Source organism: Paraburkholderia dipogonis (assembly GCF_042680985.1).
GTDB classification, from domain to species: domain Bacteria; phylum Pseudomonadota; class Gammaproteobacteria; order Burkholderiales; family Burkholderiaceae; genus Paraburkholderia; species Paraburkholderia phytofirmans.
The window spans coordinates 176,690-201,004 of the sequence record NZ_JBHUFR010000011.1; the positions used below are offsets into that span (position 1 = coordinate 176,690).

General features: G+C 59.9%; 18 protein-coding genes and 1 pseudogene. 14 read left to right on the forward strand and 5 right to left on the reverse strand.

Annotated features, from left to right (window positions below; all coding sequences use genetic code 11):
- Positions 1-218: 218 nt before the first annotated feature.
- The 10 genes and pseudogenes from ACFSNN_RS16255 to ACFSNN_RS16300 all read left to right on the forward strand — a co-directional run.
- A pseudogene (locus tag ACFSNN_RS16255) lies at positions 219-628 on the forward strand (transposase); the annotation flags it as partial.
- 589 nt (positions 629-1,217) lie between these two features.
- Complete coding sequence (tssF, locus tag ACFSNN_RS16260) at positions 1,218-3,158, forward strand: type VI secretion system baseplate subunit TssF (RefSeq protein WP_377689311.1); 1,941 nt, start codon at positions 1,218-1,220, stop codon at positions 3,156-3,158.
- A gap of 12 nt (positions 3,159-3,170) precedes the next feature.
- Entirely contained in the window at positions 3,171-5,945 is a 2,775-nt protein-coding gene (locus ACFSNN_RS16265) for a type VI secretion system Vgr family protein (RefSeq protein WP_377689313.1), read from the forward strand.
- A 27-nt stretch (positions 5,946-5,972) separates the two neighbouring features.
- A complete protein-coding gene (locus ACFSNN_RS16270) occupies positions 5,973-7,688 on the forward strand; it encodes a glycoside hydrolase family protein (protein ID WP_134456860.1) in 1,716 nt (571 codons plus the stop codon).
- Between the two features lie 8 nt (positions 7,689-7,696).
- Positions 7,697-8,515: a lysozyme inhibitor LprI family protein gene (locus ACFSNN_RS16275; RefSeq protein ID WP_134456859.1), complete on the forward strand. Its 819-nt coding sequence runs from the start codon at positions 7,697-7,699 to the stop codon at positions 8,513-8,515.
- Positions 8,516-8,587: 72 nt separating this feature from the next.
- The gene (locus ACFSNN_RS16280; RefSeq protein WP_134456858.1) at positions 8,588-8,869 is read left to right on the forward strand and encodes a PAAR domain-containing protein; all 282 of its coding nucleotides are present in this window, start codon (positions 8,588-8,590) and stop codon (positions 8,867-8,869) included.
- A gap of 225 nt (positions 8,870-9,094) precedes the next feature.
- On the forward strand, positions 9,095-9,547 hold the full coding sequence (locus tag ACFSNN_RS16285; protein ID WP_134456857.1) for a hypothetical protein: 453 nt from the start codon (positions 9,095-9,097) through the stop codon (positions 9,545-9,547).
- A 171-nt stretch (positions 9,548-9,718) separates the two neighbouring features.
- Positions 9,719-9,970, forward strand: coding sequence for a hypothetical protein (locus ACFSNN_RS16290; protein ID WP_134456856.1), 252 nt, complete (start codon positions 9,719-9,721; stop codon positions 9,968-9,970).
- A 30-nt stretch (positions 9,971-10,000) separates the two neighbouring features.
- Positions 10,001-11,083: a type VI secretion system baseplate subunit TssG gene (gene tssG, locus ACFSNN_RS16295; RefSeq protein WP_134456855.1), complete on the forward strand. Its 1,083-nt coding sequence runs from the start codon at positions 10,001-10,003 to the stop codon at positions 11,081-11,083.
- A 130-nt stretch (positions 11,084-11,213) separates the two neighbouring features.
- Positions 11,214-11,639 (forward strand): type I restriction endonuclease, encoded by a 426-nt coding sequence (locus ACFSNN_RS16300; protein WP_244322763.1) that lies wholly within the window; start codon positions 11,214-11,216, stop codon positions 11,637-11,639.
- Here ACFSNN_RS16300 and ACFSNN_RS16305 read toward each other — a convergent pair.
- The 4 genes from ACFSNN_RS16305 to zwf form a co-directional block, all read right to left on the reverse strand.
- Positions 11,636-13,309 carry an alkaline phosphatase family protein gene (locus ACFSNN_RS16305; protein ID WP_134456854.1) on the reverse strand — a complete coding sequence of 558 codons (1,674 nt, stop codon included), beginning with the start codon at positions 13,307-13,309 and terminating at the stop codon, positions 11,636-11,638. The genes ACFSNN_RS16300 and ACFSNN_RS16305 overlap by 4 nt on opposite strands.
- A 749-nt stretch (positions 13,310-14,058) precedes the next feature.
- Complete coding sequence (locus ACFSNN_RS16310) at positions 14,059-15,975, reverse strand: bifunctional transcriptional regulator/glucokinase (protein ID WP_106306061.1); 1,917 nt, start codon at positions 15,973-15,975, stop codon at positions 14,059-14,061.
- Positions 15,953-16,657 (reverse strand): 6-phosphogluconolactonase, encoded by a 705-nt coding sequence (gene pgl / locus ACFSNN_RS16315; RefSeq protein ID WP_134456853.1) that lies wholly within the window; start codon positions 16,655-16,657, stop codon positions 15,953-15,955. Before pgl ends, ACFSNN_RS16310 begins: the two co-directional genes overlap by 23 nt.
- 180 nt (positions 16,658-16,837) lie before the next feature.
- Complete coding sequence (gene zwf / locus ACFSNN_RS16320; protein ID WP_134456852.1) at positions 16,838-18,301, reverse strand: glucose-6-phosphate dehydrogenase; 1,464 nt, start codon at positions 18,299-18,301, stop codon at positions 16,838-16,840.
- A 545-nt stretch (positions 18,302-18,846) separates the two neighbouring features.
- Between zwf and ACFSNN_RS16325 the strand changes: the two genes are divergently transcribed.
- From ACFSNN_RS16325 to ACFSNN_RS16340, 4 genes are all read left to right on the forward strand, one after another.
- Entirely contained in the window at positions 18,847-20,094 is a 1,248-nt protein-coding gene (locus ACFSNN_RS16325; protein WP_134456851.1) for an ABC transporter substrate-binding protein, read from the forward strand.
- 199 nt (positions 20,095-20,293) lie between these two features.
- Positions 20,294-21,232, forward strand: a complete 939-nt coding sequence (locus ACFSNN_RS16330; protein ID WP_134456850.1) for a carbohydrate ABC transporter permease — start codon at positions 20,294-20,296, stop codon at positions 21,230-21,232.
- Positions 21,222-22,079 carry a carbohydrate ABC transporter permease gene (locus tag ACFSNN_RS16335; RefSeq protein ID WP_007175884.1) on the forward strand — a complete coding sequence of 286 codons (858 nt, stop codon included), beginning with the start codon at positions 21,222-21,224 and terminating at the stop codon, positions 22,077-22,079. Before ACFSNN_RS16330 ends, ACFSNN_RS16335 begins: the two co-directional genes overlap by 11 nt.
- A gap of 100 nt (positions 22,080-22,179) precedes the next feature.
- Positions 22,180-23,295, forward strand: coding sequence for an ABC transporter ATP-binding protein (locus tag ACFSNN_RS16340; protein WP_134456849.1), 1,116 nt, complete (start codon positions 22,180-22,182; stop codon positions 23,293-23,295).
- Between the two features lie 81 nt (positions 23,296-23,376).
- Here ACFSNN_RS16340 and ACFSNN_RS16345 read toward each other — a convergent pair whose 3' ends face one another.
- The gene (locus ACFSNN_RS16345) at positions 23,377-24,294 is read right to left on the reverse strand and encodes a LysR family transcriptional regulator (protein ID WP_134456848.1); all 918 of its coding nucleotides are present in this window, start codon (positions 24,292-24,294) and stop codon (positions 23,377-23,379) included.
- Between the last annotated feature and the right edge of the window lie 21 nt (positions 24,295-24,315).

Here is a 24,315-nt window from a genome sequence, read left to right on the forward strand (position 1 = left end):
GTTGCCCCTGTGCCGGGCAACGGACTAGTCTTCAGCGGTGTGATAGAGTTAATTTGTCCAAAAATCAATGCCTTAAGTACACTCCGGTATCTCCGGTCCACTGCGGTTTGCAGCGCGAACTGTCCTCGAATAGTCCTCGCGCCGTGAACCGGCCGAGGCCGTGTAAAAACGCGTGTGATCACCTAGACTGAATCAACCTGCTGAAACGAGAGGCGCAGATGGGGCGATTTGTCGAAGGTGCGGAGCGCAGTCAGACCACACTATTGCCAGAGTGTCTCGATGACTTCATCGCTGAAGACAACACTATGCGGATTGTTGACGCATTCGTCGAAGAACTCGAACTGGCGTCCCTCTGATTCGAGGAATCACGCCGGCGAGCACCGGCCGACCTTCTTACCACCCGGGCGTGCTGCTCAAGATCTATATCTACGGTTATCTCAATCGGGTGCAGTCTAGCCGACGCTTGGAGCGGGAGTGCCAGCGCAATGTTGAATTGATGTGGCTGACCGGCCGGCTTGCGCCAGACCTCAAGACGATTGCCGAGTTCAGGCGAAGCAATGGCGAAGGCATTCGCAACGTGTGCCGTCGCTTCGTGATGATATGCCGGGGCCTGAAGCTGTTCACACAAGCGCATCCTCACCAGTCGCTCGACAGACTGCCGGCTCACGCGTTTTTACACGGCCTCGGCCGTGTTACGTCATGAAGGGTTAAGACTCGCTGTGAGCCCGGCTGTGCGACCTGTCGAAGTACGCGGGCGCTCTCTGAAAGGCATCTGCACTTCGTGAAAGATCTTCAGTATTAACGGGGACCACTGAGCGGCAGAGCGGACACATAAGCCCGGAATCGCGAAGCAGCGATGAAACCGTCAGCAGGATTGATTCAGCGCAAACGGGACAGGAAATATCCATTGATCGGTCGTCCATGAGGGTGCCGGAGGGCTTGTCGTGCGGCGCGAACGCCAAGTCAGTATGTGCCGCCTCTCATCCTTATCGCCGCCATCAATCGCGGCGTAATCGGACAAATCCGATTTTCAGAATTTCGTTGTGTGCACATCGAATCTGATACTTCTTGACGGCCATGAGGGCCGGATCGTGGGACTATCGCGCGGGCGTATTCCGCAGACGAAAGGGTCTCTGGCACCGGGCTGGAGTCTGGTGACGCGGACGTGACCCGCATCGACGGGATTCAGGACCGGACTGCCAGACGAAACGAATGACATGACGAAGCCGCATCAACCGCCCGCAGACCCCGAACTGCTCGATTACTACACGAGTGAACTGCTCTATGCACGCAGCCGTTCACAGGAATTCGCTGCCGGGCATCTGAAGATCGCGGCGCGGCTGGGCATGCAGGCGGGCGAGATCGGTGACCCCTATGTCGAACGCCTGGTCCAGGCCTCCGCTTTCGTGAACGCCCGTACGCAGATGCGCATCGACCGTGCGCCCGATCCGTTCACGCTGCGCCTGCTCCAGAGCGTGCATCCGAACTACGTCACGCCGTTGCCGTCGATGGCGCTCGTGCAGTTCCATCCTGGTGAAAGTGCCGGACAGGGTGGCGAGGCACAGACGCTGCCGCGTGGCACGCCCCTTGTCTCGCACGCGCAGGAAGGTCAGGCGGCGGTGGAATTGCGCACCGCCTTCGATGTGACCGTCCAGCCACTGACGATTGCCGCCGTCATCGCGGGCGGCATTCCTCCCGACATTCCCAACCTTTACCGCCATGTGACCGGCAATGCCCAGGTGCGCGGCTCGCTGCGCCTGCGCATCCGTACAACCCACGGCGGGCCCATCCGCGCGCTGTCCGGGCTGGACCGCCTGCCCGTCTATCTGTGCGGCGCGGAGCGGATTGCCTCGCAGCTCTTTGAGCTGATCCACACCGCGACCGTGGCTAGCGTCACCGGCGTGCCGGGCGAGTTTGCGACGGGCGAACTGCACGGCGTGTTCCAGGACGGCATGCGCCATGGCCGTATCGAGCACGCCGTCGAGTATGAGGGGCTGGAGGCGCAGCGCAGTCTTCTGCCGCCCGTCCATGAGGGCATGCACGGCCATAACCTGCTGCACGAGTACATGGTTTTCCCGCAACGGTTCTGGTTCCTTACCCTCGCGGGCCTGGCCGGTGGGCTGTCGCGCATCGACGGACCGGAAGCCGAGATCGTGCTGCTGCTCTCGCGTGAGGCGGGGGCGCTGGCCCAGCATGTCGATGCCTCGCAGTTTGCGCTGCACTGTGTTCCCGCGATCAACCTGTATCCGGGCACGTCCGAGCGGCTGAAGGTGGACCCGCAGGACAGGGAGCACCGGCTCGTGCCCGAGGTGACCGCGCCCGACGATCATCTGGTTCATTCGGTCAATCACATTATCGGCCAGGTGGACGATGACGCGACATCGGAGGCGATTCCCTTTGTGCCGCAGGACGTGGCACTGCCGAACGACGAGCGTCGCGATGTGCGCCGCTTTACCGTGCGGCGTGAGCTGGAACTGCCAGCGGACAACGTGCGCCGCTACGCCACCCACCAGCCGTTTGTGCGCACCCATACGTGGCTGACGCTCCTGCGACACGACCAGCAGCCGGACGACTCCGGGGTGCGTTACCTGTCGCTCGATGCGTGGCTGACCAACGGCGATCTGCCCTGCACCCTGCCGCGCAATGGCCGCGATGACCTGATCGTGCACGGCGCGAAGTCAGTCGCCAGTGTGGGTTTCGTGCGGGGGCCCACCATGCCCGGGCCACCGCTCGCGCGTGGCGAGGCAGCCTGGAAGCTTCTGCGGCAACTTAACCTCGAATACGGGGTGTTTGACGACGAACACGACGAGCCGTGGCCCGGCGAGGGGCTGCGCATGATGCTGGAGCCGTACCTCACTGCAGGCGCACCGCAGATGCGCCACCAGCTCGACGGGCTCATCGCTGCGCAGGCTGTGCCGGTGAACGACTGGCACCGGATCGCGGGTGACATGCAGTTCATGCGTGGCATCGGTATCACGCTGGAGTTTGATGAGGCGGCGTTCGACGGCTGGTCGCCCTTCACGTTTGCCCTCGTGCTGGAGCGCTACGTGGCCCGCCACGTCTCGCGGCATTCCTTTACGCGCACCACGTTTAGCACGAAGCAGCGTGGCGCGGTTTTCACCTGGCCCGCGCGCGACGGCACGCGCGAGGTCTTGTAGGGAGGTGCATTGATGTCATGGAATACCCAAGCCCGCACGCTGGAGGTGAGCTGCGAGGCGTTTCCGACTTACCGGGGCGAGCCGGTGTTCGTGGCCACGCGCCTCACAGGCACGGAAAAGCTCGGCCGTCTCTACGACTACAAGGTCGATGTCTCGACCATCGAGGCCGATGGCCTGTACATCAGCGAGATGCACAAGCTGGTCGATGTCAACAAGCTGGTGGGCAGGCGTATGACGGTGCGCATTGCCATCGAAGGCAACGGCACCTGGCAGAATGGCCAGACACCGGACAGTGGCGGTGTGAACGTCGGGGCCGACATCCGTGAGATCACGGGCGTGATCACCGAGGCGACGTGCCTCGGAGCGCAGCAGCCGCGCCGCATGTTCTACCGCTTCCGCCTGCGGCCCGCGCTCTGGCTCACCAGCCTGAACCGAGAAAACCGGGCGTTCATGGACAAGGATGTCATCGAGATCACGCGCGAGGTCCTGAAGAAATACCCGATTGAAGTGCGCTACCGCCTCAGTGGCCCCGGCGGACAGAAGAGCTACTACCCGAAAAGGGACTTCACACGCCAGTGGTACGAAAGTGACTGGGCCCTGCTCGACAGGCTGTGGCAGGAGTTCGGGGTGACATTTTTTCAAGATGGCGACACCCTGGTGCTGTTCGACAACGCGAGCTGGAAGAAGCACGGTCCCGCGTACCGGACCATCCAGTACCTCGACCGGGGCGGCCAGCGCATTGATGAAGAACATGTTCACAGTGTGAAGCTCTCACGTGCGCTGACCACCGGCCAGACGACCGTAACCGACTACGACTACATGCTGGGCGAGTCGCATCGCACGTACACGGTCAAGATGCATCGCGACGCCGCGCACGACAACGCCGAGGAGTACATCCAGGCCGACTACGCGCAGCCGCTGCAGGGGGCGATGGGCGTGAACGGACGGCGCAACGACGAACAGTATGAGGCCAGTTTCCTGGCGCGGGTGCGCGTCGATGCGCACCGCTGCAGGTCGATGCGCATCAAGGGGGAAGGCAACCTGCGCGGCCTGATGACGGGTTACTCGTTCTTCCTCGAAGGCTATCCGTACCAGCCAGCGAACGCCGAGTACGTGGTAACGGGCACGACAATCGAGATCGTGAACAACGACACCATCACCCAGAGCGGCGGGCTCAAGCGTGCGTACACCTGCAGGACGAAGTTTACGGCGCAGGACGCCAACGAGGTGTACCGCACGCCGCTGAAGGCGAAGAAGCCACGCGCGTTTGCCGAGACCGCCATCGTGACGGGCTACGACAATTCGGTTGTGACCACCGACCCGCTCGCGCGGCTGCGCCTGTGGTTCACCTGGGACCGCAAGGGCCAGCGCGACGGGCAGGCCACGTGCTGGGTGCCACTCGCGCAGCCGTGGCAGGGCACACGCCGTGGTGCGATCTGGATTCCGCGCGTGGATGACCACGTCCACGTAGGCTATTACAACTCGGACCCGGACCGCCCGTTCATCCTCGCAAGCCATACGACGAACGACAACACGGTGCCATGGGACCTGCCCGCCAACGAGGCGCTGTCGGGCTGGCGCAGCCAGGACATTGGCAGGAAAAGTGCGTCTGCCTCGAACAGTGTCGTGACGGATGATACGCCCGGCAGGCTCCAGGTGCAGGTGACGAGCGACCACGCGAACTCGCGCTTCGTGGCGGGCTTCAACACCCGCATTGACGGCAACAAGGGGCGCACGGAGGCGCGTGGGGAAGGCATCGAGGTGGCCACCGATGCGCACGCGGTGATGCGGGCGAACCGTGGAGTGCTGGTCACATCGGAGACGCGCACAGGCGCGACGGCTCCGGTGAAGGACATGGGTGAGACGGTCCAGCGCCTCACACAGGCCCGCCAGCAGCATGAGGACCTGTCGGCGCTTGCTGTAAAGCACAAGGCACAGACCTTGGACGCTGGCCAGACCGATGCCCACCGCACGATCAAGCTGCAGAACGACGCGATCCGGGGGGGGCCGAAGAGTTATGAAAACCCTTCGCCCGAAATGACGCGACCCGATGTGGTGGTCGCGAGCGCCGCTGGCATTGCGATGACCGCGACGGACAGCACGCACGTGGCGAGCATGAACGACTATGTGGTGACAGCCGGTCGCGACTACAGCCTCTCGGCCGGGCGTTCATACCACGTCGCGGCACGTGGCGCGGTGTCGATATTCGCGTACCAGGAGGCGGTGAAATTCTTCGCCGCGAAAGGACCGGTGGTTCTGCAATCGCAGAGCAACGACATCGAGATCATCGCCGATCAGGTGCTGAAGCTGATCAGCGCAAAGAAGCGTATCGAAATTACGGCGGCGGAAGAAATCCTGTTGCAGGCTCGGGGCAGTTATATCCGGATCAATGGCGCGGGTATCGAGCACGGCACGCCTGCAAACTGGGTCGCCCACGCGGCCAGTCACGCCTTGCCGGGGCCAAAGTCCTTGTCTTCCTCGCTGCCAGGTATGGACATGCCCAAGGCATTCAGTAACCGGCTCGACGCTTACGACATCTACTGGCTCAGGGATTTTAACGACGTTGAGTATATGGCCCGCGGAGCCAATGGTGATCTCATTGCAGAGGGTGTGCTTGATCAGGATGGCCGGACATCGCGTATTTTGACTGACCAGGCCGAAACCGTTCAGGTGCTCGCTGGAACGCGGGGAGCATGGCTGGTTGAAGTTGAAGGAGATACGACGGCAGCGCGAGCGGACGACCCACTGCCTGAGGATCCCTATCACTACGTCAACTTGAGCGAATAAATAGTCAGAGTGTGATTCGAGGAAAGAATGCAGAATTCGAATAATCCCAATGATCACAGGTCCGCAGTAACGATCTTCCTGAAAGATCAATTTGGCGTGCCGATCAAAAATCTGAAGCTCGAGATTAGAGGTCTCGGGGACCAGGCTAGCCACGTCTATCACGCGGCGTCGACGGATGCCCGCGGTGCCGTACAGTTTGTTGCCCGGAAAGGGGATGATCTGTCCGTGCATGTAAAGCGTTGGACCAGTGATTCCATGAAGGAGGTGGCGCGACTCAAGGCGACGTTGTCTCAAATCAAGTTTCATCTGACAAGTCCGAAAACGCAACATGATTTGCCGACCCAAACGGATAACTCGGCAGGCGGTGACTATTGGCGTGGGACCTACAAGGTCAAGGCACATGACAACCTCACAGCAATCGCCAGGAAATATCATACGAGCGTTGATCTGCTCAAGCATGTCAACCACCTCACCTCCGATGTGATCCTGGTTGGTCAGGTGCTCAAGGTTCCACCTGTGCAGTCCAGGAGGTCCGAGCAACCTGCGCCCAGAATGCCCGCGCCAAGGGGAACGCCGCCGACGAGCAATCACGACACCAATGATCATGGTGCGCCGACAACCACGCCCCCCAGGGGTGTTCCCCCGATTATTTTCCCGATCCAGACGCGACCTCTCAATGACGAAGACGGCATCTACGGTACGCGGTCGCGTGATTTCACTTGGGCCAAGCAGCTGAACGGTGGAGGCCACGACCAGGCGAGATTCGGTGCGAACAGGTCAGAAGGCCGCAAGCATGCTGCGCGAGATCTGTATGTGAAGGCCGATACGCCGATCGTCTCGATCGCACCTGGCATCGTCATAAAGTGCGAATTTTTCTACTGCCATACGTGGCAGATCAGCATTCACCACAAGACCGCCGACGGTCGCGAGTTCATTGCGCTGTATGGTGAGGTTAAACAATCATCAATCGCGGTGAGAGTCGGGGACCCAGTCAGCCAAGGGCAGATCCTTGCCGTCAGCGGCACACTGCTAAAGCCGAACGGCACGCCGCTGCACGTAGTAGGCAATGAAAACGTGTCAATGCTTCACTTCGAAGCATATTCGGGAGCAAATGGCTTTAATTCCAGTTCCAAACTCAATGGCGGCGACCTGCCGGGGCCATTTCACCGGCGCTCTGATTTAATCGATTCTCTAGCGATCCTGCAGGAAGGTTACAGAGCGATCTTTCTTGACGCGCCGCCATTGCAGCCTGCTGGGCAGCGAATTCCTATCGGGCAATTGAAAATATCTGAACAGGGCAAGGCGTTTATCAAGGGCTGGGAGGGAGTCTATTACGACGAAACTAAGACGCACACTTACTACTACGACGACAGCAAGGGCTATTGCACAGTCGGCTGGGGCCATCTGATCGGGGAAAGCAGTTGCACGGCAAATGGATACGTCGCGATGTCGAGCAAGATCACCGTTGCGGAAGCACAGACGCTGTTCGAAAACGACGTCACGATAATCGAGGGCCGCGTAAAAAACGCGATCAACGTCCCTCTCTATCAGAACGAATACGATGCACTTGTCTCGCTCGCCTATAACATGGGAAGCCTCAGCAAAGCGCCCAGCCTGTGTCGCAAACTGAACAGCGGCGACTACGCCGGGGCTCCTGTCGAGTTTCTGGATATTGAGAACAGGACACGACGTGAACGAGAGCACGATGTGTTCTGCCTGAATGTTTACAACTCGAATCACTGAATAAAACAATGTCTATTTTAACAATGAAACCACTCAAGAAATGGTTGACAATTCTGATGTTGGCGCTCGTGATTCCGACTTATGCAGTAGCTCAAGACACCTATCGGATGATTGGTGCTGCGCAATTCGAGCGCGGAAGTGACTTTCACCGCCTGTCGTTTCCGGTTAATCCGGTGATGGCAGGATCCCTCACATTCGACAGCAATACATTCGTGTATCACGAGACCGGAAACAGTTGTAGTGTTAAGGTCGATAAGCGAGTGAGCTTTTATGTCGACCCCATTATCTCGCGCTCGTTCGGATCCTTCGACAACTTTAATTCATTCTTGAGCAGAAAGTTTCACGCGAAAGCTAGCACATTCACCGACACCTTTGTTCTGAGTGCCGCCGATGCGCCACTCTGCGAGGGGCTACGCTACGCCACAATCTACAAATCGCCTGATGAAATTGTGCTGCTCGACGGTTCCTGGGCGTACCTGTTTGAACGCCAGACACATGCGCCAGTAAATGCCGAGGAGAGTTTCGATTGCAAGAAGGCGGCCACAAACGTTGAGCATCTGATTTGCAATAACCCGGAACTTGCGAAACTGGACGCGACCGTTAGTCGTGGCTATGTTGGCATGCTGCTAACCGACTCTAAGGAGATTTCTTACGAGGACCCTGTGAGAAATGGGCAACTGGACTGGCTGAGGAACGTGCGCAATAAGTGTGAGAATCCGGCATGTCTATTCGCTGCATACAGTTCGCGCATTCGCTTTATCAAGAGCAGGATATCGAGCGCGTATCCATCGTATCCAGCGCAGGAACCGGATCAGGACGGCGATTGATCAGCGTGATGCGATACCTAGCATTCGTGGTGTAGATATTCACAGTTAGGCGAATCTAGACGAGGAGTTGACATGGCGCTAAAGATTATCGTTGTTGGTGATTCAACCTCACACGGCGGCAAGGTCATTACCGGATCAGAGCTTCATACGATTGGCGGAAGAAAAATAGCTCGCCTGCATGATCTCGTCGATTGCCCGGAAAAATATCCAGACGGCCGCCCGCATGGGGTGAATAAAATCATCGAGGCTCACCCAGCGTTCACGATCGGTGGCGAACAGGTTGCGCTGCATGGGCACCATTCCGAATGTGGCTGCACATTGATCGCTAGTTCGATGGCGAGCGTTGGAGATTAGTGTGTTTGTGTTTTCTTTTGTCGTTTGGACAACAGGGCCATCACGCCACGTGTGGATGCATGAGTGGCCCGGAAATACGGCTGCTTTCAGGGAGGAATTGAATGGGCGCGGCAGGCTGGGACCACATAAATGCGATCTACGTCGTGGCAGTGGAAGAACATGAAAAGGCAGTGACGTTACATGGCAACGTGGACGTAAGCGGGGGAAAGGCGGCTGAGTTGTTATTTGTCGCTGTTTGACGCCCTTCTCGATGTCATGCGGTGTGAGCGAGAGCGTATCCAGGTGCTGCAGGTCACCGACCTTACCCCCGATTCATGGACGGGCGGAGCAAGCGAGCGGGCATCCATTTTCCTGCATGCCGGATGGCGGGCACGCGACGGACGAATCCTGTTGCGCCCCGACGGAACGCCGGATACGGTGGCCTTCGGGACACCGCGTCCGCAGTCGTGGGATGAGATGGCCGCACCGTTCGAAACCACCATGCGACTGATGGATGCAGTCCACGAGCAGGCGGGGCTATTCGCATGGCGGGAGCCCTTGCAGGCGTTCTTTACCTCGGATGCGAACGCGCTTCAGGCGATGGCGCGACGCGCGTGGCGCGAAGTGCCGGTTATGCAGGTGGATCATGTGGATCCTGATTTTGACCAGTTCGCCGTGTTTGATCCGGAGTGCCAGTAATGGCATTTTGTGCCGGTCCTCGGGGTATTCGATGCAATGCACGCATGAGATCAAGCGGAGTCCGGGGAACTTGCGGCCTGCGTGCCCTCCCGTCAGCAAGGCGGGTTGAGCGGCTGCTGTCGCAAGCGCTGATTGCGCATCTGAACATCAAGAAATTACGGCGTGCGATTTATGAATAACGAAGAAATCAGCGAATTCCGCCAGTGGATCGAGAAGGCGATCGTCGGATTCGAAAGGCAGTTCGACATACCACCCACCGAACTGGTCATGTGCCCGCTTGATGCAGATCTCTGGCGTCAGGCCGCTGCGGACGGGACACCGCTATGCGACGGGCTGGATATCCTTGTCAATCCGTTCGTCAGCACGTCCGGGCTGCGGTGCCCGGCTGGCGGCCCGGCGCCTGCCCGCCGCGTGCTGCACTAGCCATGCGCTTCCCTCTCGCGAGACGACCTCATGAAGTCTGAATCACCTGATACGGTTTCGGCTGTGCAGCCGTTGTCGCAGGCGCTGATTGCACACCTGGAGGCCGAGCCGTGGCGTTACGGGTTCATTGCCCTCATGCGCCGCATCAACGCGAACCCGGCCATTGATCCGGTTGGCACGGCTGCACTGGCCACCACCGAGACATTCCGGCTTGGCCAGAAACCGAGCCTGATCTTTGCCCCACGCGAGATTGCAGATGCCACGCTTAAGGACGGCAGGCTCCGCATCCGGCTCTTTAGCCTCGGCATGCTGGGCCCGAACGGCCCGCTGCCAATCCATGTCACCGAGATTGCCCGCGAGCGCGAGGAGAGCCGTCGCGATCCAACACTCTGCAACTTCCTCGACATCTTCCATCACCGCTCTCTCTCGCTGATGTTTCGGGCGTGGAAGTGGTCGCAGTCGGCGGTGAGCCTCGACCGGGCCGACGACGATCATTTTTCCTTTTACGTGGCCTCGCTGCTGGGAGATGGCCGGCGGCGCGAGCGGCCCTTTCCGCTTGCGTCTCATGCGCGTCTGTCTGCCGCACCACACCTGGTGCGACAGTCGCGCAATCCTGATGGGCTGCGTGCCACGCTGGCGCACTTCTTCGGTGTGCCGGTGGAGATAAAGGAGTTTGAGCTGCACTGGATGGCCATTGAGCCGGGGCGTGAGAGCCGGTTCAGTGGAGAGCAGATGTCGTCGTGCCTTGCCATGGGTGCAACGCTCGGGCAGGTCGTGCCTGACCGCAGGCACCGTTTCCGTATTGTGCTCGGGCCGCTCGATATGGAACAGTATCAGCGCTTTACGCCGCGGGCCTCCGACCTGCTGAAGCTCATCGAGTTCGTTTGGACCTTTGTCGGCCGCGAGTATTCCTGGGAGCTTGAGCTGTTGCTTAAGCTGGCAAGCGCGACGCCATCGGTCATGGGCGGCCCCCAGCAGCTCGGCTGGTCGAGCTGGCTGGGCCGGTCACCCGAGTGGAAGCCCATCACCGGAATGCGCTTCGAGCCAGAGAACTACGTGCGCCAGTTGCGGCAGAAGGCGAAAGCCCGGGCTTCAAGCGACATGGCCGCGTAGCGCTCTCCGGCTGTGCGATTGTTCGCGCTCCGGTGTTGTGCGTGTCCTGGCTGTCTACCGAATCAACTTATAGGGAAGTTTTCAGCCCACTCACGGGTAACTGTTACTTCAAATAGAGAAGATGAGCAATATGGATTTCATTGATGAAGTGAGGGCCTTGGCAGCACGCGTCGCAACAGCAAAGGATATGGTGCAAACCGAAGAGGCAACCAAGAATGCTATGGTGATGCCTTTCATCCATCTGCTGGGATACAACGTCTTTGATCCTCTTGAGGTAACGCCCGAACTGATCGCTGACGTCGGCACGAAGAAAGGCGAGAAGGTGGACTATGCGATCCTGAAAGACGGCAAACCAATCATGCTGTTCGAGTGCAAAAAGTCCGGCGACGATCTAGACATCAATCATGCCAGTCAGCTCTTCCGGTATTTTCATATGCCCGCCGGCTGTCGCCGGACTATGCCGGCGACGCAACCGTCCGCTCACCAATCTCCGAACGACTGCGTCGCTCACTTGAGCATGCTTGGGGCGCCGCTGTGGACGTTCCCTCGAGTCTAGAAGCGGTCGCGCTCGAAGCCCGGCAGCGCACGCGTTCCTTCGAGCGCAACCGAATGCAGCAATTCAGGTCTGAGATCGAGCAGGCGCAGGATGGTTGGCGCGACCTGGGTGGTCAGTACCGGTTCGTCGATGGTTTGTCCCGTTCGACGAGCACCCGGAACGGAGACCACGAGACCTAGATGGCTGTCGTCGGGCGCGTTGCCGCCGTGCTCTTCGTCTTTCGACGTGCTCGACGTATAGATGACACCCGGATTCGGCTGCACGACGATATCGGGCGTGCGGCCGCGTGCCGGATTGCCGAAGCGCGCGGCAAGCTGCGGTCCGTACAGAATGTACGCCTGCGGACCGTCGGCGCAGATGCCCGGAGCGTTGCAACCGAGGTTGCTCTTCAGCGTCTTGACGACTGCGGGCAACTGACTCTGATCACGCAGCCAGATTAGCCCGACGTCGTCCGTTTGAACCATGCCGGTATCCACGAGGCCAGTGCCGTCGTTCAGATTGCCGCTCTTGGTCGCGTTCTGTCCGAAGTTGCCATTCGGGTCCAGATAGTTGTTGGCTTCCAGCAGTTTCGTGAGCGTGTCGCCGTTCTTCACCAGCTTCGAGTGGTCGGTCGGCGACTGGCCATGCTTGGCCGTGACAATGATCGCGGTGGACGAATAAAGCCCGCGCTGTTTGAGTTCAGCGAGGATACGACCCAACGCGTCGTCCAGATAGGCAATCGCGCCGGCGACCTGCGGGCCCGGCGTGAAACTCGCGTCCAGATAGCCGCCGCCCGTCGCGACCGTGGCCTTCTGAGCAACGCTCAGCGTCTGGAAGTTGGTGCCGAACAGCGTGGGGACATCGGCGCGCGACTGTCCGGTGGAGTCTCGGCCGTTGATCTCGGCAATCAGCGACTGAACATGGAAGTTGTCGAATTTTTCCGTGTGCGTGTAGATGTCGGTGTAATTGGTGTTAGTCGCCGGATCGATCGAATTGATTTCCGTGCGTGAAAGATCGTCTACACCAATACCGGATGGTCCGTTCAGCCAATCGTAGCCCCACGCATGTTTGTCGGCCCAGGCGGTGCGCGCGTCCCGTTTGTTCTCCTTGATGACTTCGAAGACGGTATTGGTCTTGATGTAGTTATGCGGATAGACCGGCTGGCACACGCCGTTGACCAGTGCGTGAGGAATAGCCTGCGGGTTGAAAGCGCCACCGCCGTTGAGATGCGTCAGCGCGCCGCCATTCTCCCCATCGACGCCGGTTGTTTCGTCGAATACGACATTCCAGCCTTGTTTGCCCGTGCAGCCCGTATCGGAAGGGGCGTAGAGCGTTCGATCATAAGATACGTCGTAGAACAGACCGGCCGACTTCGGCGAGCCGCCCGTCACCAATGCAGCCAAACCAGGAAATGAATCGGACAGGCCTGGCGTATGCGCATTCGTGTAGTTCGTACCCGCCTTCGCGAGCAATGCCAGATTCGGACATGAATTCGAACCGATGCAGCGCGCGACGTCCTGCTCATGCAATCCGTCGAAGCTGATCAACAGCACATGCTTGACTCCTTCATGCTCGCGCGAGTGGTCGTCGGCGTCGCCCGCCAGCGCCGTTGCTGCATGTAGCGCGGCGAGCATTGCGACACCACCTGCGATAACGCTCTGCGCACGCTGCCATCTCCTGATCGTCTTCACGTCCTTCTCCTTTAAAAGTGATGGGGAAACTTTTAGTAATAGTCCGTGAATGTGAAGTTAAATTAAGTCGTCCAGATGAATGATTTCCTTCGATTGACTGACGCACGGTGAGCCTTATTTCTGCCTCAAAAGATTCATTGAAGATCGTGGGAGTGCTTAAGGTTTCCTTAAGCTTTGAGTGGTCTATTTCGACGCTATTGCGTTTTCAAAACAGCCTTTGCAACTCATCCAGGGCTCGAGATGAAAACGAATTTTGTTCGCATAATGGTTCGTCGGTTGTGCCGGCACGATAAGCGATAACGTCGACGATTAGCGGCAACGGGGAGGTCGGCGTCGACTGCAACGAACGGTTGCAGTGCACGACATAATCCGAAACACCGGTTCATCCGACGCCGCCCGTGGAAAAGGCGCGCCGAGGCGACCGACGAAGGCCGCACACGAATCAATGACAACGGGAGGAAGGACCGTAACGGCGCGCGCAGCGCCGCCGGAAGAATGACTGCCTTGTCACTCACGCGGAATGTGCGAGAACACAGATTCCAGATGCACCACTACCGTGGCTGCGCGGGGGACCCGCTTAAGAATTAGCGGTGTGAGCCGCTTTCTCTTGCCTACTTCTCTTTGCGGCGGCAAAGAGAAGTAGGTGCCGCCCCGCATAGGGGCAACGCTAATAGACCACTAAGAAAGGAAAGGCCAACACAACACCACCACAACATCGACACCTGCGGCGCAGCCAACAACCTCAAACCTCAATCCCGAGCCGAAGAAGCCGCCCCATGACTCAACCAATCGAGCACAGCGCTGGCATCATCATCAGCCCCTTGCCTGGCCTTGGCAACAGTCTCCGCCACATCAGCGCTAGGCACAGCGCGCCGAATAGCGACCCCCACAGCAAGAATATCAATCATAACCAGATGCAAGATCCGCGAAATCATAGACAACTGCGACTCACGAATTTCAATATGATCAGTCTCAAGCGCCACAGTAGCCCGCTTAGCCAACGGCGTGTTACTAGAGGTAATAGCAATCACCTTAGCCCCAGCCTGCATAGCCACATCAAGAACCCGCAACAACTCAGGCGCACGCCCTGACTTCGACACAGCAACGATCACATCCCCCTTCCCAAGCAAAGCAGCAGACGCCGCCTGCATATACAAATCGCCGTAGGCAATAGTAGGAATACCAAACCGGAAGAACTTGTAATGCGCATCCTGCGCGACGATATTCGAGTTCCCGAGCCCATAAAACTCGATCCGCCGCGCGCCGTTCAAAAGATCGATAGCCCGCTCGACCTGTTCGAAATTCAGATGCTCGCGCAACTGCAAAATCGCCGACACGGTGTTATCGAGCACTTTCGCGCCGAAGTCCGTCGCCGTATCGCCAAGATGCACCTGGCTATGGCTAACAGGAATAGTGCCCGTCAAACCAGTTGCCAGCTTCAGCTTGAAATCCGACAACCCCTGGCAACCGAGCGAGCGACAAAACCGGATCACCGTCGGCTGACTCACATCCGCTTTACGCGCGATATCCACAATCGGATCATTAATAATCGACCGCGGATGATTCAGCGCAAGATCGGCAACACGTCGCTCGGCGGGCGTCAACGCATCGCGCATCTGCCGAATCCGCTCGAACACCGCCGATGAACTGCCACCCGCGCGATTCGACAACTGCTCGGCAAGAATCGCCGACACACCGAGAAACGCCGGATATTCAGCGGTAATCACATACGTCGGTACGTTCTGCAGATAAGCCTCGAACCGGCCTTTAGCCTCGAAGCGCTTGCGAAACGACGAGCGCGAGAAGAACTCGCCAAGCCGCGGCACGACACCACCGCCGATATAGATCCCGCCCAACGCCCCAAGCGTCACCGCAATATTGCCCGCGAACGTGCCGAGAATGCCGCAGAACACATCGACGGATTCGGCCGCCAACGGCTCGCCTTCCAGCGCACGCTTGACGATCTCGATCGTGTCGACATTCGCCGCCACGCGCTTCTTGTCGCGACCCGCAAGCGCGCGATAGATCACTTCAATACCCGGCCCCGCCGCGACGCGCTCAAACGACACGTGCGACCACTTCTTGCGCGCGTACTGCAACACGATATCTTCGCGTTCGTCGGCCGGCGCAAAAGTGGCATGCCCCCCTTCGCTACCGAGCGCGATCCAACGATCATCAGCGGGAATCAAACCGGACACGCCCATGCCGGTGCCCGGACCGAGCAAACCGATCACACTATTCGGCCGACGTGCGCCGGCACCCACCTGCACGCGCTGCGCGTCAGTCAAGCCAGGCAACGCCATCGCCAGCGCGGTAAAGTCATTTACCACCAGCAGCGTGTCGAAACCCAGCGCGCGGCGCGTGGCCTCGATCGAAAAGCTCCAGTCGTGATTCGTCATGCTCACCTGATCGCCGTCGACCGGGTTCGCAATCGCAATCGCCGCATGATTCACGCGGCCGATCTTCGTGTCCTTCAGATACTTCTTGATGACTTCGGCAACGCCCGGATAGTCCGCGCACGGGTAGACCTTCACCGAGCCGATTTCGCCCGGGCTCGTCTCCAGCGCGAAGCGCGCATTGGTGCCGCCGATGTCGGCCAGCAGCCTCGGTCCATCGGCGTGCTGGCCCGCGCCCGGAACAGCCTTAGTTTGCACACCAGTAGACATCGAGTCTCACTCCCTTGTCGTTTGCCAACTGCGAGATGGCATTTTTTTGTAGCGAAGCGGACGCGGCATTGAGCACGTCCATCTTGCGCGGTCCTGCGATCAGCAAGAACAGATGCTTGACTTCCTTCAGCGCGGACATCGACCAGCTCACGCGCGCATGCGGCGCGCTGCCGGGATGCACGGCGACGAAGCGTTCGGTGGTGGTGATCGCATGATCCCATTCGGGCGAGTCGGCGAAGATCGACGCGGTGTGGCCATCTTCCCCCATGCCGAGAATCGCGACGTCGGGCACGTTGCTAAAACGCGCGTCGGCGTTCAGCGCGGCGACATGCGCGTTGAGATCTTGCGTGGTGTCCACGAGCGCCCAGAAGGTCGTATCCTTCGCGGCGTTCTGCAACAGCGTGGCGTGCACCAGCTGCGAGTTGCTCGCGCTATCCGTCTCCGGCACCCAGCGGTCGTCGACCAGCGTCACGGCAATGCGCGCCCAATCGAAGGTCTGCGTGGACAAGGTCTGCAGGAACGGGCGCGGACTGCTGCCGCCGGACACTGCAAGCATTGCGGGGCGCGCGGTGGCGGAACCGGCGGCCTGTGCGGCGAGCGACGCATGCAACGCGTCGCCGACCGCTTTCGCCAACGCGTCGGATTGGGCGCGTTGATCGTCGAAAGCGTGAAGCTCGATCACTTCTCCTCCGTGCTGCTTTTTTGTGTGATCTGCGGAATCTGCCGTACTGCTCTTACGCGATGCCTGCAAGATGGATGACCTGCAGGCGCCCTCGTCATACCGGCGCCATTCCGTTCAGTTCGTCGGTGGGTCTTACGGGCGCCACGTCATATTCCATTCAATACGACGTGCCGCCGTGATTCAATTCTCTTCTTCAAGCCAGCAGGTGCCGTGCTGCGCGAGCATCGCGCTCGATGCAGCCGGTCCCCACGTGCCCGATGCGTACGGTTTGGGCGGCTTGTTCGACGCCTTCCATTCGTTCAGGATCGGTTCGACCCAGCGCCACGCGGCTTCCTGCTCGTCGCGCCGCACAAACAGCGCGAGCCGGCCGTTGATGACGTCGAGCAGCAACCGCTGATACGCCTCCATCTGTCCTTCGCGGAAGAACTGGTCGAACGCGAGGTCGAGGTGGACGCTGGCGAGGTTCATGCCTTCACCGGGCTGCTTCGCGAGGCAGTAGAGGCGAATGGTTTCATTCGGCTGCAGGCGGATCACCAGACGATTCGCGCCGGCGCGCAACGCGGAAGCGCCGAGCGCCGAATGCGGCACCGCACGAAAGTTCACCACGATCTCGGCGACGCGATCGGCGAGGCGCTTGCCGGTGCGCAGGAAAAACGGCACGCCGGCCCAACGCCAGTTTTCGATCTCGACCTTCAGCGCGACAAACGTCTCGGTCGCGCTTTCAGGCTTCACGCCGGGCTCCGTTGCATACGCCGGCACGGCAGTGCCGCGGATCACGCCCGAATGATACTGCCCGCGCACCGCAACCTTGCCGATATCGCGCGGATCGATGGGCTTCAAGGCGCGCAGCACGCGCAGCTTTTCGTCGCGCACCGAATCCGAATCCATGGAGTGCGGCGGTTCCATCGCCACGATGGAAAGCAGTTGCAGCAAATGGTTCTGCACCATGTCGCGCAATGCGCCGGTATTGTCGTAGAAGTCGCCGCGCGCTTCCACGCCGAGTTCTTCGGCAATGGTGATCTGAATGCTCTCGACCCACTCGCGGCGCCACAACGGTTCGAACAGCGCATTGCCGAAGCGCAGCGCCAGCAGGTTCTGCACCGGTTCTTTACCGAGGTAGTGGTCGATCCGATAGATCTGTTCTTCAGCGAAGATTTCGCCGACCGCATCATTGATTGCATTCGACGACTTGAGGTCGTAGCCGAGCGGCTTTTCCAGCACGATGCGCGAATTCACGTTCAGCCCGACCGATGCCAGCGCATGGCAGATCGGCACGAACAGCGACGGACCCGTTGCCAGATAGAACACGCGGATACCGGGCAAGTCCTGGATGGCGTCGCGCAAATGCACGAAGTCTTCCGCTTTGCCGAGGTCGATATTCACGAACTCGATGCGCTCCAGAAAGCTCGCCCATGCCGCTTCATCCACACCGTTCTTCGACACATGCGGTTTGACGTGCTCGTTGACCCACTGGATGTACTCGCCGCGATTCGTTGCATGCCGCGCCACCGCGACGATTTTGCCGCTGTCGGCCAGCATGCCGCCTGCACGGTGCGCTTCAAACAGTGCGGGCAGGATCTTGCGCATCGACAGATCGCCGGTGCCGCCGAAGAGAACGAAGGTGAAGCTTGAATCGGTTTGCATGAGTCTCCGTCGATGTCCTGGGGCCGCGGAAGTTGAGCAAAAGCGCGACCGTAGTCCGATAAAATATTTTTTGACACTGAATTGTAGTTTAACTACAATCCAAATCAAGAGGTAGCGCTAATTCGATGAAAAAAGCGTGCGCTAAGCGTCAAGATGCGCGTTTTCCCGAATCGGCAGGCGTCCCCTGCATGTTAACGGACATTGCGTGTCGGCACGTGCCAGCATGCCCCGGCGGCCTTTACGGAAAGCCGGGGAGTTGAGCGGCTTTCCGTAATGGTCGGCACCAGGTTGACGTGCAAGGCACCTCGAGTCTGCCGCGCGAAACGCGGGCAGGCAAAAATCAAAAGAGGAGACAGTCAGTTGCATCCCGAACCACTCATCTCTTGAGCTTCCAGCGGCCGGACATTGGTCCGCCGGCACATGCCTAGCGCATGCGCCCGACCGTGCTCGATCGCCCAGTGTTTTGCCTGTTTGAACCAACCACAGCACCCTGGCGACATCAGGGGCCATTTGTTTTTTGTTCAGGTGTCTGGAGGAGATAAGCAATGAAATTTCGCGCGATCATGGGCGCTTTGTGCGCCGCAGGTCTGATGTGTGGCGTCTCGGCCGTGCAAGCCGCCGAGTCGATCGAAGTGTTGCACTGGTGGACTTCGGGCGGCGAATCGAAAGCCGTCGGCGTCCTCAAGGACGACATGACGAAGCAGGGTTACACGTGGAAGGACTTCGCGGTTGCGGGTGGCGCGGGCGCGGCTGCCATGACGGCACTCAAGACGCAGGTGATCTCGGGCAACGCACCGAGCGCTGCGCAGATCAAGGGTCCGCTGATCCAGGACTGGGCGTCGCAAGGCGTGCTGGTGCCGATCGACGCGGCCGCTGGCGACTGGAAGAAGAACCTGCCGCCGGAAATCGACAAGATCATGCACGCCGACGGTCACTATGTTGCCGCGCCGTTCTCGGTGCACCGCGTGAACTGGCTGTACATCAACAAGGCAGCGCTGGACAAGGCGGGCGGCAAGGCGCCGACCACGTGGCCTGAGTTCTTCGCCGTGGCCGACAAGATGAAAGCCGCCGGCATCCAGCCGATCGCGATGGGTGGCCAGCCGTGGCAAGACCTGACGCTGTGGGAGGACGTCGTGCTGTCGCAAGGCTCGGACTTCTACAAGAAGGCGCTGGTCGACCTCGACGAGAAGACGCTGACTTCGGACAAGATGGTCGGCGTGTTCGACACGGTCCGCAAGATCCAGGGCTACTTCGACGCGGGCCGCACGGGCCGTGACTGGAACCTGGCAACGGCCATGGTCATCAACGGCAAGGCCGGCATGCAGTTCATGGGCGACTGGGCAAAGGGCGAATTCGCCAACGCCGGCAAGAAGTCGGGCTCGGACTACATCTGCGCCGCTGTGCCGGGCACCGAAAAGTCCTACACGTTCAACGTCGACTCGTTCGTGTTCTTCCAGCAGAAAGGCCAGAAGGCGGCCACGCCGGGTCAACTCGCGCTGGCGAAGACGATCATGTCGCCGGACTTCCAGGAACAGTTCAGCCTGAACAAGGGTTCCATCCCGGTTCGTCTGGGCGTGTCGATGGCCAAGTTCGACGACTGCGCGAAGAAGTCGTACGCGGATGAACAAGTCGCGATCAAGTCGGGCGGCTATGTGCCTTCGCTGGCACACGGCATGGCGCAACCGGATGCAGCAGCCGGCGCGATCTCGGACGTGGTCACGAAGTTCATGAACTCGCAGCAGGATTCGAAGAGCGCAGTTGCCGCGCTCGCGAAGGCAGCGAAGACCAAGTAAGTTGAGACAAACGAAGCGGCGCGCCCGGCGGTTCAGCAACGGGCGTCGGGCGCGCGCTTCGTGTCGCTGATTGCCGGGGTTTTACTCGTTGCATGGCAGGCGGCTTCACCCTGGTTCATAGAGTCACCCCTATGTCGTTACGGCCTCGCGTTTTTCAGCGTGAAGGTCCCGGCGGCACAGTTTCAGCAGGAGTCGAGTAGTGACTGCTTCTATCAGCGGAAACGGGAAAACGGCCACCGTGACCCGCCGCGCGTCGCCGATGGCGGCCCTTGCCGATCGCTGGATTCCGAAGCTGGTGCTCGCACCCAGCGTCGTGATCAGCCTGATCTTCGTGTATGGCTTTATCGCCATTACCGGCTATCTGTCGCTGTCCAATTCGCGACTGATGCCACGTTATGAATTTGTCGGTCTGGATCGTTATCGCGAACTGTTCGATAACGACGTGTTCTGGACGTCGGCTGCCAACCTCGGCTGGTTCGGCATCCCGTTCATCGGTATCTGTATCGGTCTCGGTTTGTTCCTCGCGATCCTGCTCGATCAGCAGATCCGCAACGAAGGCGCGCTGCGCGCCGTGTTCCTGTACCCGATGGCGCTCTCGTTCATCGTGACGGGTACGGCGTGGCAATGGATCATGACGCCGAGCATCGGCCTCGAAAAGGTGTTCCACGACTGGGGCTGGACGAGCTTCTCGTTCAGCTGGCTGGGCGACCCGGACAAGGCGATTTTCTGCGTGGTGATCGCGGCCGTCTGGCAATCCACTGGCTTCGTGATGGCGCTGTTCCTCGCGGGCTTGCGCGGCGTGGACGGTGAAATCTTCAAGGCCGCGCAGATGGACGGCGCGGGCTTGCCCACCATCTATCGCAAGATCGTGATTCCGAGCATGCGTCCGGTGTTCTTCTCCGTGCTGCTGATTCTCTGCCACATCACGATCAAGACCTTCGACCTGGTCGTTGCGTTGACCGCGGGCGGTCCGGGCACGTCGTCGTCGCTGCCGGCTATTTTCATGTACACGTTTTCGTTCAATCGCGGGCAGCTGGGCGTCGGCGCGGCATCGTCGATGATGATGCTCGCCACCGTCGTGGCCGTGCTCGTGCCGCTCATGTATCTGGAATCGAGGAGCACCCGCAATGCAGCCTAAGATGACGATCAGCCGTGCCGTCATTTATGCGGCCTTGATTCTGTTCGCCCTGTATTTCCTGTTCCCGCTGTACGTGATGCTGTCCACGTCGTTCAAGGACATCGATCAACTGCGCACGGGCAACCTGCTCACGCCGCCTACCCACTGGACCGTCGACCCGTGGATCAAGGCATGGAGCGGCGCCTGCACGGGCGTGCGTTGCGACGGTATGCAGCCGTTCTTCATGAACTCGGTGCGGATGGTGATTCCCGCCGTGCTGATCTCGTCGATCATCGGCGCGTTCAACGGCTATGTGCTCACGCACTGGCGCTTTCGTGGTGCGGATCCGATCTTCACGATGATCCTGGTCGGCTGCTTCATTCCGTTCCAGGCGATCCTGCTGCCGATGGCGCGCTTCGAAGGCTTCCTCGGCCTGTCGAACACGACCACCGGCCTGGTGGTCGTGCACGTGATCTACGGTATCGCCTTCACCACGATGTTCTTCCGCAACTTCTACGTCAGCATTCCGGCTGAACTCGTGAAAGCGGCGCGTATCGACGGCGCGGGTTTCTTCACGATCTTCACGAAGATTCTGCTGCCGGTCTCGCTGCCGATTTTCATGGTGTGCCTGATCTGGCAATTCACGCAGATCTGGAATGACTTCCTGTTCGGTATCGTGTTCTCCGGCGTCGATTCCATGCCGATCACGGTGGCGCTGAACAACCTCGTGAACACCTCGACCGGCGTGAAGGAATACAACGTGGACATGGCCGGCGCGATCATCGCCGCGTTGCCCACGCTGCTGGTGTACATCATCGCCGGACGCTATTTCGTGCGCGGTCTGACCGCGGGCGCAGTGAAGGGCTAAACGCCAGGCTAAACCATCCGAGCGCGGCGGCGCATCATGATGCGCCGCCGTCACCCGAAGACGTTTTCAAGCAGTACCAGAGACAAAGAGGATTCACAGCATGGCAAGCCTTTCCATCCGTGACGTGTACAAGACTTACCCGAACGGGGTGCCGGTCCTGAAGGGTGTCAACATCGACATCGAAGACGGCCAGTTCCTGATTCTGGTCGGCGGTTCGGGCTGCGGCAAGTCGACGCTGCTCAATATGATTGCCGGCCTCGAAACCGTGACCAAGGGCGAGATCCAGATCGACGGCAAGACGGTGAACAACCTGTCGCCGAAAGATCGCGATATCGCGATGGTGTTCCAGTCGTATGCGCTGTATCCGTCCATGACGGTGCGCGAGAACATCTCGTTCGGCCTGAACATCCGCAAGGTGCCGAAGAACGAGCAGACGCAGATCGTCGACCGCGTGTCGAACACGCTGCAGATCACGCATCTGCTCGACCGCAAGCCGGGTCAACTGTCCGGCGGCCAGCGTCAGCGCGTGGCCATGGGCCGAGCACTCGCGCGCGATCCGGTCATGTTCCTGTTCGACGAACCGCTGTCGAACCTCGACGCGAAGCTGCGTATCGAGATGCGTTCGGAAATCAAGCTGCTGCACCAACGCCTCGGCACGACGATCGTCTACGTGACGCACGATCAGATCGAAGCGATGACGCTCGGCGACCGTATCGCGGTCATGAAAGACGGCATCGTGCAGCAGTTCGGCGCGCCGCAGGAAATCTACGACTCGCCGTCGAACCTGTTCGTGGCCGGCTTCATCGGCGCGCCGCCGATGAACTTCATCCAGGGCAAGCTGGTCGAGCAGGGCGCGGGCGTCGCGCTCGAACTGGATACGGGCGTTGCGCGCACGGCACTGAACCTGCCGTTCGATTCGGCGAAGGTGAAGTCGCACGTCGGCCGTGAGGTGATTCTCGGCCTGCGCCCGGAGCGGATCACCGACGCGCGCGGCGCGCATGGCGACAACGCGAAGCTGCAGCCGATCGAAGTGAAGGTCGACGTGATCGAGCCGACCGGGCCGGACACGCTGGTGTTCGCGCAGGTCAACGGCAAGCGCATCGTGAGCCGCGTGCACCCGGCGTCGAATCCGCAACCGCTGGCAAACACGACGCTGTTGTTCGACACGTCGAAGGCGGTGCTGTTCGATCCGACGAACGAAGAGCGGATTGCCTGATCGCGAAGTTTTGCCGCAATAGAACAGAAAACCCCATGCGTTTCGCAACGCATGGGGTTTTTTGGTTTTGCGCGCTTCGTTTTACTGCTCGGTAATGCGCAGATCCGGATTGTTGCGCGCCAGTTCGGTCACCCACTCAATGAAAGCACGCAGCCGCGAACTCAGATTGCGGCGATGCGCATACAGCACAGAAAGTGGCGTACTGGGGCTCGTGTAGCCCGTGAGGATTTCCTTCAGCGCGCCTTGCGCGATCAGGTCGGCGACCATGAAGCGCGACGGCTGAATGATGCCGTGCCCGAGCGCGGCCGCACCGATATAGACCGAGCCGTCGTTCACCGCGAGCACGCTTTTAAGCGACACTTTGGCGATCTCGCCGTCCACTTGATATTCGAACGGGAACGTTCTGCCGGTGCGCGCCGACACGTAGTTGACCGCGCGGTGCTCGCTCAATTCTTCGAGCGTGGTCGGCTCGCCGTATTTCTCCAGATACGCCGGCGACGCGCACGTGACAATCCGCGCCTGGCCGATCCGCCGCGCGACGAGACTCGACTCTTCCGGCGTGCCCATGCGGATCACGCAATCCACGCCGTCCTGAATCAGATCGATGTTACGGTCGGCGAGGCCGAGCCGCACATCGATCTCGGGATACTGCCGGTAGAAATCGTCGAGCGCGGGCAGCAGCAGCGCGCGCGCCAGCGTGCCGGACGTGTCCACGCGGATCGTGCCCGCCGGATTCTCACGCTTGTTCGACAGCGACGATTCGGCGTCGGTGACTTCGGCGAGGATGCGCACGCAGCGTTCGTAGAACAGCGCGCCGTCTTCGGTGACACTGACCTGGCGCGTCGAACGATTCAACAGACGCACGCCGACGTGTTCCTCCAGCGCCTGGATGGTACGGCTGACTTTGGCGCGGGGCAGGTCGAGCGACTCGGATACTTTGGTGAAGCTGTTCGCCTCGACCACACGCGTAAATATCTCCATGGCTTCGAAACGGTCCATGTTTTGCCTTAAGGTTGATTG